The sequence below is a fragment of the Streptomyces sp. NPDC001156 genome (genome assembly GCF_053598275.1).
In genome coordinates this window covers 1-10,380 of the sequence record NZ_JBSFJX010000252.1, presented here as the reverse complement: position 1 = coordinate 10,380, position 10,380 = coordinate 1, and the positions used below count along the sequence as shown (strand labels likewise).

Sequence of the window (10,380 nt, the reverse complement as noted above, 5' to 3'; positions counted from 1 at the left end):
AGCGTAAAGAACTCCCATCATCGCAGGTCACAAGGCACTTCTTCATTTTCCCAAGCGTCATCCACAGGCATCGGTCGGTGGATCGAGGCTAAGGGCCAGTTCAGAGGCTTGATCCTCTGGAACTGGCCCTTTGCCGTGATCCCGGCCGTGCCACACCCGTGCCACAAGCTCAGTGCCTCGATCAAGCAGGCAACGGACGCTCCGCCCTGTCCGGGGAACTCCAGCACCCGCATCGCGACCGTCTTCGACCTGGCGGCGGTCGCCACGAGACTCCCGGCCGACATCCGCTGGCGCGCGGGCCACAGATCACCGAGGTCACGGCCCAGGCACTTCTCCGCCGGCCTGCCCAGCGCCGTGGCCATCGCCGCGTTGAGACCGTTGATAACACCGTCCAACGTCAGCAGAGCCGCCGGGCCAGCCCTTCGCAGGAGTTCGTCCGAGGCGTCCATCCAGTGGCTCCCTCGCGAATACCAAAACAGCCTCTTCAGTAATTTTGGCGCATTTTTTGCAGCAATGTCTCGGTGAAGGCGAGGGTTCCGCGAGCGAGCCTGGTCAGTTTTTCTGCTGCCGTGTACCCCGAGTGCGAACAGGACGTGGTCTCAGTTTTGGTCTCATTCATCGGCGGCCGGAGCCGTTCACAGGCGTACTCCCCGGTCGAGATGACCACGGTGGTGAACGACCATGGACAAGGCCGAACGGTGTCCTGATGAACAGGAACAGACCTCGAAAGCGAGCGTGGCGCAAGTCAACGGACTACCCGGCGGTCAGTTCCGCGTGGGGGCCTTGGGCAGTTCGTTCTGCACGCTCTCCGCCGTCGCCGGCCAAGCGCCGGGCCCTCGGCCAGGGAGGCAGGCCGGGGACGACACCCGCTCACCGGCATGGATCCGCTCGAACGGCTTCATGCCCGTGCCGGGCTGCTTGATCTGCGCGGTCGTCCAGACCGTCGTGGAAGCGGCCTGGCACAGAGAGGACGGTCTGACTCTGCACACCTGGCTGCCAGTGACAGCCAGCGGCATGCGACACCGCATGACAGATCACGGCCTGCCTCCCGGGGCCCGCGCTGCGCACGAGTGACACGCCACCTCGACGGCACATGACGACGCCTACCGGGGCTTCGATGGGCCCGGCCCCGGTGCGCTCCGTTCCCGGATTGCCTTGTACCGGGCCTTGGAAGCAGCGGCGCCCGCGGCTGCCCCCTCCCCGAGCCAGGCGAGGAAAGCGAGGACGAAGATTCCCTCGACGAGCAAGGAAAGGGGGCCGTAGGACGGCTCCCATCCGGGTTCGTAGTAACCGCCGGGCAGGCCGACGGTGCGCGACAGCAGAAAGCCGATGATCATGCCGAGGTTTACGAGGGCCCCGGTCGGCCACGCGACCAGGGGACGCTTCAGCGTGACGAGTCCGACCGCCACGACGAGCATGACGGCACTTCCCACGGCGAACAGAACGCCGATGTAGAACTTCTCCTTGAGATGATCAGGGACGAGGAGGGTGTGCAGCACCGTATTGCCGATTGCGCAGCACACCCCCAGTCCTCTCAGGCGGGATTCGACGGAGTGCGTGGAGTTCATGGCAACTTCAGCCGTTTACTGGCATTGGAAGGTTCAAAGACTCAGCACGACGGCGGCAGCAATTCCTCCGAGGCCCAGAGCAAAGGCACCCGCGGCCCAGCCACCGGCACCCCAACGGAAGAACCGGTCAACGGCCAGCCGCCCGGGGCCCATCAGGGCGATGGCCAAGGCGACAATGGCGATACAGACGCTGTACTCCACGCCACCGTCGGTCTCCCACAAACCATGGGCACCAGTCACGGCTGCCATGGCATTGATCATCACTCCGATCACGGCGGCGGCCGCGAGCGGAGTGAGCAGCCCTACAGCCAGACCGAGGCCGCCGAGGAATTCGGACAGGCCGCCGACCAGGGCGAAGACCTTCCCCGGATGGTAGCCAAGGGCCGTGAACCCCTTACCAGTTGCCGTCAGGCCCTTACCCCCGAAAAGCCCGAACAGCTTTTGAGCGCCGTGGCCGGCCATCAGCAGTCCGAAAGTCAGCCTGATCAGCAGGAGCCCCCAATCGGAGGCGGATGACCGCAGCGCCACGACATGCCGCGCTGCCGGTTCCGTGGGAGCCGAAGTCTGGTGGATATAGAGCTTTGCAGCCATGGCATGCTCCGGTGAGCATATGAAACGGTCCTTCGTGAGCCCGGACCACGCCAAACCGTAAGTCGACGGCGAGCACCCACTGAAGGATGCTTCCAGGCCGCAGCCTCTGCGCCGACTCACCGTCCGCAGACGGTTCCCGACTCCGCGGAGCCATGAGCCACGCCGTCCGCGCGGAGTTCGACGCAGCACGCGCCGGGCCGCGGGGCGAGCACCGCTGTGGTCTTGTCACTTCCGAGGCCGTGCAGATAGCCGGCCAGGAAAGCCTGGTTGACGGCGCAGACCAGTTCTGGGGCCTTGGCCGCCAAGGGGTGGAAGGGGCAGTTGCGCAGCCGCAGCAGAGTGGGCGCGGAACGCTCAGGCTCGTACCCGAGCCCTTCGAGCGTGTCGGCGGCCAGGCTGAGCCACTGCTCAGCGCCTAGCCGACCGGGACGCACCTGATCTCGCTGGGCGCGGCCCAGGGTTTCACCGCGCCGATACGCCACGCGAAGCGCCGTATCGCGGGCCGATTCGCCGCCGGGCTCGGTCAGGACGGCCTCGGTCAGGACGTCGGCGAGCATTCCGTAGCGGCGCTCGGGGATGCTCACCGCGATGGCCTCAGCTACCGGCTCGTAGACCTTGGGCCTGCGCCCGACCTTGTGGATCACCCCCACAGGGGCCTCGTAGCGCGATTGGAGCAGGCCTACTGCCACCATCTTGTCCAGGTGGAACGCCGCCAGCTTGCGGGAGATCCCAAGGCTTGCGGCCACCTCCTCGCGCGTGACCGGACGCCGCTCCTGCCGAATGAAATCGAACATGTGGCGGCGCAGATCGTCGCCGAGAGCGGCGAGAGTGGTCAACGAGGTGTGATCCAGTCCCACGGTTCCATCGTATTGCCAAAAAGGTTGGGCGAAACCCCCGAAATGCCATTTTTTCGTACGGTCTGGCTCTTGGATTGCTCACCCCCGCTCACCGCCGCTGCCCTCATCGGCGTGGTGATCAACTCCATGGTGACCGTCACTGGCGCCTATGGCCTGTGAGTGTCCGACGGTGGTGTGGAGTACAACGTCAGCATCGCCATCGTGGTGCTCGCCGTCGTCGCCATCGGTTCTGGCCGGCTCGCCATCGACCGGTTCTTCCCCGGGGGCAAAGGCGGCTGGTCAGAGGTCGCCCTTGCCCTCGGCCTCGGCGGCATCGCTGGGTGATCACGCCAAGCCTGTGAACCTGCCCTGCCAGTCAGTGTGGTTGCGCGTGCGGGGCGTCATTCGTCCGCCCGGCAGTCGTCAGGCGCGGTCTCGAAACGAACGGCCTGCCGACAGCTCTGTGCTCAGGGAGTCATCAGTGGTGATCAGGGTTGGCGCGCGGCGTGCGATGCGGCTATCGTCAGCGGCTGCGAAGGGGAGTAGCCCCGCGATACCGGTCGTCGACACACTGGAGCCCAGCGCCGGGTTCCCGGTGACCGGGCCCGCGCACGTTGTGTGCGGGTGGCGAGACCTTCGGCCCTTTGTCGACGACGTATGCGCGTTGGCGGGGTCGAAGCTGCCGCCATCTCCCCCCGCGCGGTCGTTCTCGAAGCCCCCGCCGGTGCGGGAAGGTTTGGACGAGACCCGTGATTCATTTCGTTTTGTTGATCGTCTGCGCGGTGGCGATCTATCTGTCCTGCGAGTGGTTCGTCAATGCCGTGGAGTGGCTGGGCGAGCGCTTGAACGTGGGGAAGATGGCGGTCGGCACGATTCTGGCCGCCTTCGGCACCGCACTGCCCGAATCTGTGGTCACTCTCGTCGCGGTCACCACTGGTAGCACCGAAGAGGCCAAGAACATCGGTGTGGGTGCCGCAATGGGCGGCCCGCTGGCACTGGCCACCGTCGCCTACGGCGTGACCGGCGCCGTGTTGCTGCTCAAGCGCCGAAAGGAGCGCATCTCGGCGTTGGTCGCCGCGGGTGGCGTGGGGCCGGACCGCTTCGCGTCGCAGTCCGCCGACACGGAGCAGGCCCTCGGCAGCGCCAAGGACATGAAGCGGCTGGCCAAGGACCAGAAGTGGTTCCTGCCGATCTTCATCGTGAAGGTGGCGCTCGGCCTGGTCGCCTTCGCTTTCAAGCCCGTGCTCGGCCTGTTGTTCTTCGCCGCGTATGCGGTCTACTTCTGGCGGGAGATCCGCGGCGGCCAGGACGAGGACGACGAAGGGGTGGAGTTGGAGCCGCTGAAGTTCCAACCCAAGGCCGCCTCCCCCACCACCTGGGCCGTACTCGCCCAGACACTCGCCACGCTCGTCGTGATCTTCTTCGCCTCGCAGTTGTTCGTGAAGCAGCTGGACGCCATCGGTCCGATGCTCGGCCTGTCCGCCTCAGTCACCGCCCTGCTGCTCTCCCCGATCGCCACGGAGCTCCCGGAGATCATGAACGCGATCATCTGGGTGCGTCAGGGCAAGACCAAACTGGCGCTGGCGAATATCTCCGGCGCCATGATGATCCAGGCGACCGTGCCCTCCGGTCTGGGTCTGTTGTTCACGACGTGGCACTTCGACGGCGCGCTGCTGTGGTCGGGCCTGATCACCATGGCGTCGATCGTGTACCTGCTGCTGACCATGCGAGCCAACAAGCTCACCCCCGCCCGCCTCGCGGTCGCGGCCGGCTTCTACGTGCTCTTCGCGCTCGGCCTGATCCCCATCCTCACCTAATCGGGATGCCCTGTGCTGCCACCTCGGCCCGAGCGGCAGCACGGGGACAGTGCTGTCCGGCGTACTCGCCGCCGGCGGCCGGGCCATCCCGCACTCGGCGCAGCGAAGGAGCGTCTCCCCGTCATGGCAGGACACACGCGCAGAACACCCGGCTCCCAGGAACCCATCAGCAGGCGGCGCCGACGCCCCAAACGACGCGTCGGCCGGTGGATCGCCCTCGGCGCCTCGGTCCTCATCCTGGGCACCGCCGCCACCGGCGGCTGGCTCTACACACATCTCAACGGCAACATCAAGGGCGCCGACCTGGGCGACTCGCTCGGCGACAACCGGCCCAAGGCCGCCGCCGGCGGCCAGAACATCCTGGTCATCGGCTCCGACAGCCGCAAAGGACTCGGCGACGCCTACGGCAAGAACCTGACCACCATGCAGTCCGACACCCTCATGCTGCTGCACACCGGCGGCCACGGGAAATGGGCCACGGTCGTCTCCTTCCCCCGCGACTCCTGGGTGCAGATCCCCGCCTGCGACCGCGGCAACGGCACCCAGTCCTCCGCCCACCACTTCAAGATCAATGAGGCGTTCGCGATCGGCGGCTCCACCGGCGACACCGCGAAGGCCGCCGCCTGCGCCATCACGACCGTCGAGACGAACACCCATGTCCGCATCGACCACTTCCTGATCGTCGACTTCCGCGGTTTCACCGGCATGGTCAACGCCCTCGGCGGCGTCCAGGTCTGCCCGAAACAGGCCATCCACGACAAGAAGGCCCACCTCGACCTGAAGGCCGGGTGCCAGATGGTCAAGGACGGGAAGGCCCTGGGTTATGTCCGCGCCCGCTACAGCATCGGCGACGGCTCCGACATCGGCCGCATCGGCCGCCAACAGGAGTTCATGCAGTCCCTCGCCACCCGCGCCAAGTCCAAGCTGTACAACCCCACCGCCCTGTACGGCTTCCTGAACTCCGCCACCAAGTCCCTGACCACCGACCCGGACCTGGCCGGCCTCGAACAGCTCTACAGCCTGGCCTCCAGCTTGAAGGGGATCTCAACGAACCGAATTGCGTTCCTGACAGTCCCCAACTACCCACGCGAACGCGATGTGCCCACCGACAAAGCCAACGTCACCTGGCAAGAGCCTGCGGCTCGCCAGTTGTTCTCCGCCATCAACCGTGACCGCGAAATGACGAAGGCCGATCTGAAGAAGGCCACCGCCCACCTGCCCGCCGCCGCGAACACGGTGCACGTCGCCGTCCTCAACGGCACCAGCACGAAGGGTGAGGCACTGAAGGTCGCCGACCAACTCCGCGCCATGGGATTCGAGATAACGGCAACCGGCAACGCTCCCGCCTCGGTGGACCAGAGCACCCTCACCTACCCAACGGGCCAATCGGACCAGGCTCAAGCGCTGGCCGGCCACCTGCCCGGCCTCACTCCCGCACTCTCTGCGCAGGCAACGCCGGGCACGATCACGTTGACCATCGGGCCTGACCTGCCCGGCATCAGCGGCTGAGCCCGCCGCCTCCACGGCCGACCGACTGCAAACTCCCGGGCAGGCCGACGAGCCCGCCGCTTCACCGGCTGCGATTCCTATGCCGACCCGCCCGGGAGTCGCGCCGAGCCTACCCAGCCACCCGACCGCCGGAGCAGGAGTTATACCGGGCATGTACAGCGATCCGATGGATCCCAGCAGCGCCGACCCGCCGTCAAACGCCTTCACCCCGGTGCCCGAGTGCTGGGTCTGCAGCGTCATCGCCTCGGTCGCAGCAGCAGCGTGGCGCGAAGAGGGCGGCCTCTCCCTCCGGGACTGGCTGTCAGTGACGGCCAGTGGATGCGGCACCGCATAAAGGACCATCTGCTGCAGCCACGGGCCTTGCCGACGTGCACCTGCATGGAACACCTCTCCCCCGGGGCCAATGGGGGGCGACAACTGATCCCGTGCCAGGGTGCCGTCCAGGTCCACAGGGGTTGAGCACCCCACCGCTTTCAGTGCCACGGCGGCTCAGGGCCACGACGGTTTTCAAGCTCGTCGGCGGATTGAATGGATCATTGAGATTCCACCGACCTCGTTGGCACGCCATCCGTCTCGGCAGGAGCGATCCGTCACACGTTCGGGGCGGCCACAGTCTCCGGCTCCGCCGTGACAGCGGGGGTATCGCTAAGCCCCAGGCGCAGGTGTTCGACGTGATAGAGGGCCTGATCGAGAAGCTCGGCAACGTGATTGTCGTAGAGGGAGTACACCACCGAGCGTCCCTTGCGGGTGCCGACGACGAGGTCGAGGTTGCGCAGCAGGCGCAGTTGGTGGGAGCAGGCGGACTGTTCCATGCCGACTTCCGTTGCCAGTTCGGTCGCCGGCAGAGGGCCTTCGCGCAGCCGGGCGAGGATGAGCAGCCGAGAGGGGGTCGCCAGCGCCTGGAGGGTGGCGGCGACCTTGACGGCATTGGCGGCGCTCAGGCGCGCGCGCGGAACGCCTCCGGCTGGCGGTGCGGCTCCATGACCCATGCACCCATGGTACCGGCGCCTTCCATGAACACATGAATGCCTCTTCATTTATTCCTGTTACGGTGGTGGGGTCGGACATGCTCCGCCCCGCTATCTGTGAAGGACCCCGTGTCAATGTCTTCCACCCTCACCCGTCCCACGCCGCCCGGTGCTGTTCGCGAGACGGTGGCACCCCGGCGGCGCACCCGGGTCTTTGCGTTGCCCGAGGCCCGGTGGGCGGCGGCCGCGCTGGTGCTGTTCCTGATCGCGCTACCCCTGTATCTGACCGGCGCGCCTGCGTGGTCGTGGGGGGCGTTGTTCGCGGCTGTCTACGTGAGTGGCGGCTGGGAGCCCGGCTGGGCCGGTATGCAGGCCCTGAAGGACAAGACCCTGGACGTGGATCTGCTCATGGTCGTTGCCGCGCTCGGGGCGGCGGCGATCGGACAGGTGCTGGACGGCGCGCTGCTGATCGTCATCTTCGCTACCTCAGGTGCACTGGAAGCGATCGCCACCGCTCGCACCGCGGACTCGGTGCGCGGTCTCCTCGACCTGGCCCCCACCACTGCCACCCGCCTGAGGGATGACGGTGACGAGGAGAGCGTGCCCACCGAGGAGTTGTACGTCGGCGACACGATCCTGGTGCGCCCCGGTGAGCGGATCGGCGCCGATGGCCGGATCCTGGACGGAGCCAGCGAGGTCGACCAGGCCACCATCACGGGCGAACCGCTGCCCGTGGCCAAGGAAGTCGGCGACGAGGTGTTCGCCGGCACCCTGAACGGCACCGGCACGCTGCGGATCAAGGTGGAGCGGGACCCGTCCGACTCGGTGATCGCCCGCATCGTGGCCATGGTCGAGGAAGCCTCCGAAACCAAGGCACCGACCCAACTGTTCATCGAGAAGGTCGAACAGCGCTACTCCCTGGGCATGGTCGCCGCCACCGTGGCACTGTTCGTGCTGCCGCTGCTATTCGGCGCCGACCTGCAGTCCACGCTTCTCCGCGCGATGACGTTCATGATCGTCGCCTCGCCGTGTGCCGTAGTGCTCGCCACCATGCCGCCGCTGCTGTCGGCGATCGCCAATGCCGGACGTCACGGCGTGCTGGTGAAGTCGGCCGTGGTCATGGAACGGCTCGGCCAGGTGGACGCCGTGGCGCTGGACAAGACCGGCACCCTGACCGAGGGCACCCCGAGGGTGACGGACATCCGCCCACTGGCAGGTTCCGGCCTGAGTGAGGGGGAGCTTCTGCAGCTGGCGGCGGCCGTCGAGCACCCCAGTGAACATCCACTGGCCCGCGCCATCGTGGAGGCCGCCCGCACTCGTGATCTGGACATTCCCCTGGTAGCGGACTTCACCTCCACCCCTGGCACGGGCGTCAGCGCGACCGTTGCCGATCACACAGTCGCGGTCGGTAGCCCCACCCGTCTGCTGAAGGTCAGCACCCACCGGGCCGTCGCGGTCGCCACCCGACTGGAGGAGGAGGGCCGCACCGCGGTTCTGATCATGGCTGACGGCACTCCGGTGGGTGTGCTGGGCATCGCCGACCGGCTGCGCGAGGAGGCCGCTGCCACCACTGCGGCGCTGGGTCGGCTGACCGGCACTGCTCCGGTGCTGGTCACTGGGGACAACCCGCGCGCCGCAGGCCGGCTTGCCGACGAGGTCGGAATCGCGGACGTGCGCGCCGCGCTGCTTCCGCAAGACAAGGTCGCAGCGGTCAAGGAGCTGGAGCAGGCCGGACGGAAGGTGTTGGTGGTCGGCGACGGTGTCAACGACGCCCCCGCACTGGCCGCCGCTCACACTGGCGTTGCCATGGGCCGCGCCGGATCAGACCTCGCCCTGGAGACTGCCGACGCCGTCGTTGTGCGCGATGAGCTTGCCACCATCCCAACCGTGATCGCGCTCTCTCGTCGGGCGCGCCGCCTGGTCGTACAGAACCTGGTGATCGCCGCGGTGTTCATCACCGTCCTGGTCATCTGGGACCTGGTCGGTCATCTGCCCCTGCCGCTGGGCGTTGCCGGACACGAGGGCTCCACGGTCATCGTCGGCCTCAACGGCCTGCGCCTGCTTGCTGACGGAGCCTGGAGCCGTGCCCGTGCTGGGCTGGACCAGTGAAGCCGCCGTGCCTTGACGCGCAGCTCCGAGGCATGCGGCGGCGGTTGCAGTACAGCAGCGGAGTACCGCAACCCCAGCAATCGACCACGGCCTGCAGCGTCAGCAGAAGCCTTCGACGCGACCGCTATGGCCGCCGATGACCGACCCACCTAGAGCTACGGATCAGAAGGTGCCCGTGCCCCATCCGTGCCCGATCGCACGGGGAACCGCGGGGAAATCACGGTGTCGAGCGGGCACGGCACAACGCAGGTGCTGACAGCTGGCCAACCCCCCGTGGCAGCGGGAAGTGTGGCTTGACCCGTCGACCTTCGAGAACCTGGACTACGTCTTTCACACTCTCTTCGATGACTTCTGTGACGCCGACGAGCCCGAGCGCTACCTCGGCACCAGCCTCAGGACCGAGGAAGAGGGCGAGCTGATGAGGGAGCTCGGCCGCCGCGCTCAACATCGCGGCGGCCGAGGCGCCCAACGACACCGACGCGGAGTACCTTCAGGCGACCGCCTGGCCAGAGGTCGTGGCCGTCGCCGGACGCCTCGCACAGGTCATGGTCGCGAACGACCTGCGGGAACTCGTCGCGCCGCACGATCCCCAGACAGGAGCATCAGCCGACCACTCACATCTGTAGAGAGCCACAGCATTGAGTGACTAACTGCGTGACAACGCCGACGCACAGCGGCGAACAGCCCCGGACGTCGGCGGACCGTCGCAGCAGGTGAGAGACATACCAGCGCGAGGTCAAGCGCCCAGCGAAGTTCGTTCGGGACGGAGAGGTCCAGGGTTCAAGGCTCGCGCAGCAAGCAGACGCCATGCTCGTTGCGCAAGTCCGACGATCCTGCCGTCAGGCCAGCGCAGGCATGAAGCCACCGCGGGCGGTGCCCGAGGACACCAAGGCAGACCAATCGAGCGCCTCGGGCAGTTGGTCCAAAGACAGGACGACTGCTCCGCCGGCCTGCTCAGCATCCGCGCACCAGTCGCCCATGC

10 protein-coding genes and 1 pseudogene are annotated in these 10,380 nt (G+C 67.1%); 6 read left to right on the top strand and 5 right to left on the bottom strand.

The genetic code is table 11. The features are described 5' to 3' along the window. Positions 1-17 precede the first annotated feature (17 nt). The 4 genes from ACWDA7_RS45885 to ACWDA7_RS45870 form a co-directional block, all read right to left on the bottom strand. On the bottom strand, positions 18-449 hold the full coding sequence (locus ACWDA7_RS45885) for a PAS domain-containing protein (protein WP_450613250.1): 432 nt from the start codon (positions 447-449) through the stop codon (positions 18-20). A 654-nt stretch (positions 450-1,103) separates the two neighbouring features. Beyond that, complete coding sequence (locus tag ACWDA7_RS45880; protein WP_450613249.1) at positions 1,104-1,568, bottom strand: hypothetical protein; 465 nt, start codon at positions 1,566-1,568, stop codon at positions 1,104-1,106. A gap of 33 nt (positions 1,569-1,601) precedes the next feature. After that, positions 1,602-2,159 carry a DoxX family protein gene (locus tag ACWDA7_RS45875; RefSeq protein WP_450613247.1) on the bottom strand — a complete coding sequence of 186 codons (558 nt, stop codon included), beginning with the start codon at positions 2,157-2,159 and terminating at the stop codon, positions 1,602-1,604. Positions 2,160-2,275: 116 nt separating this feature from the next. Then, positions 2,276-3,016: a helix-turn-helix transcriptional regulator gene (locus ACWDA7_RS45870; protein ID WP_450613245.1), complete on the bottom strand. Its 741-nt coding sequence runs from the start codon at positions 3,014-3,016 to the stop codon at positions 2,276-2,278. A gap of 59 nt (positions 3,017-3,075) precedes the next feature. Between ACWDA7_RS45870 and ACWDA7_RS45865 the strand changes: the two are divergent. The 4 genes and pseudogenes from ACWDA7_RS45865 to ACWDA7_RS45850 form a co-directional block, all read left to right on the top strand. Further along, positions 3,076-3,340: pseudogene (locus ACWDA7_RS45865) on the top strand (DoxX family protein); the annotation flags it as partial. 404 nt (positions 3,341-3,744) lie between these two features. After that, on the top strand, positions 3,745-4,812 hold the full coding sequence (locus tag ACWDA7_RS45860) for a sodium:calcium antiporter (RefSeq protein ID WP_450613243.1): 1,068 nt from the start codon (positions 3,745-3,747) through the stop codon (positions 4,810-4,812). A gap of 123 nt (positions 4,813-4,935) precedes the next feature. After that, on the top strand, positions 4,936-6,321 hold the full coding sequence (locus tag ACWDA7_RS45855) for an LCP family protein (protein WP_450613241.1): 1,386 nt from the start codon (positions 4,936-4,938) through the stop codon (positions 6,319-6,321). A 151-nt stretch (positions 6,322-6,472) separates the two neighbouring features. Continuing rightward, positions 6,473-6,655, top strand: coding sequence for a hypothetical protein (locus tag ACWDA7_RS45850; protein WP_450613239.1), 183 nt, complete (start codon positions 6,473-6,475; stop codon positions 6,653-6,655). A 256-nt stretch (positions 6,656-6,911) separates the two neighbouring features. Here the strand turns inward: ACWDA7_RS45850 and ACWDA7_RS45845 are convergent, their stop codons facing one another. After that, on the bottom strand, positions 6,912-7,310 hold the full coding sequence (locus ACWDA7_RS45845; protein ID WP_450613237.1) for an ArsR/SmtB family transcription factor: 399 nt from the start codon (positions 7,308-7,310) through the stop codon (positions 6,912-6,914). Between the two features lie 114 nt (positions 7,311-7,424). Here ACWDA7_RS45845 and ACWDA7_RS45840 point away from each other — a divergent pair, with 114 nt between their 5' ends. Together ACWDA7_RS45840 and ACWDA7_RS45835 are read left to right on the top strand one after the other, a co-directional pair. Next, complete coding sequence (locus tag ACWDA7_RS45840; protein ID WP_450613235.1) at positions 7,425-9,398, top strand: heavy metal translocating P-type ATPase; 1,974 nt, start codon at positions 7,425-7,427, stop codon at positions 9,396-9,398. 286 nt (positions 9,399-9,684) lie between these two features. Further along, positions 9,685-10,044 (top strand): hypothetical protein, encoded by a 360-nt coding sequence (locus ACWDA7_RS45835; protein WP_450613233.1) that lies wholly within the window; start codon positions 9,685-9,687, stop codon positions 10,042-10,044. Positions 10,045-10,380 lie beyond the last annotated feature (336 nt).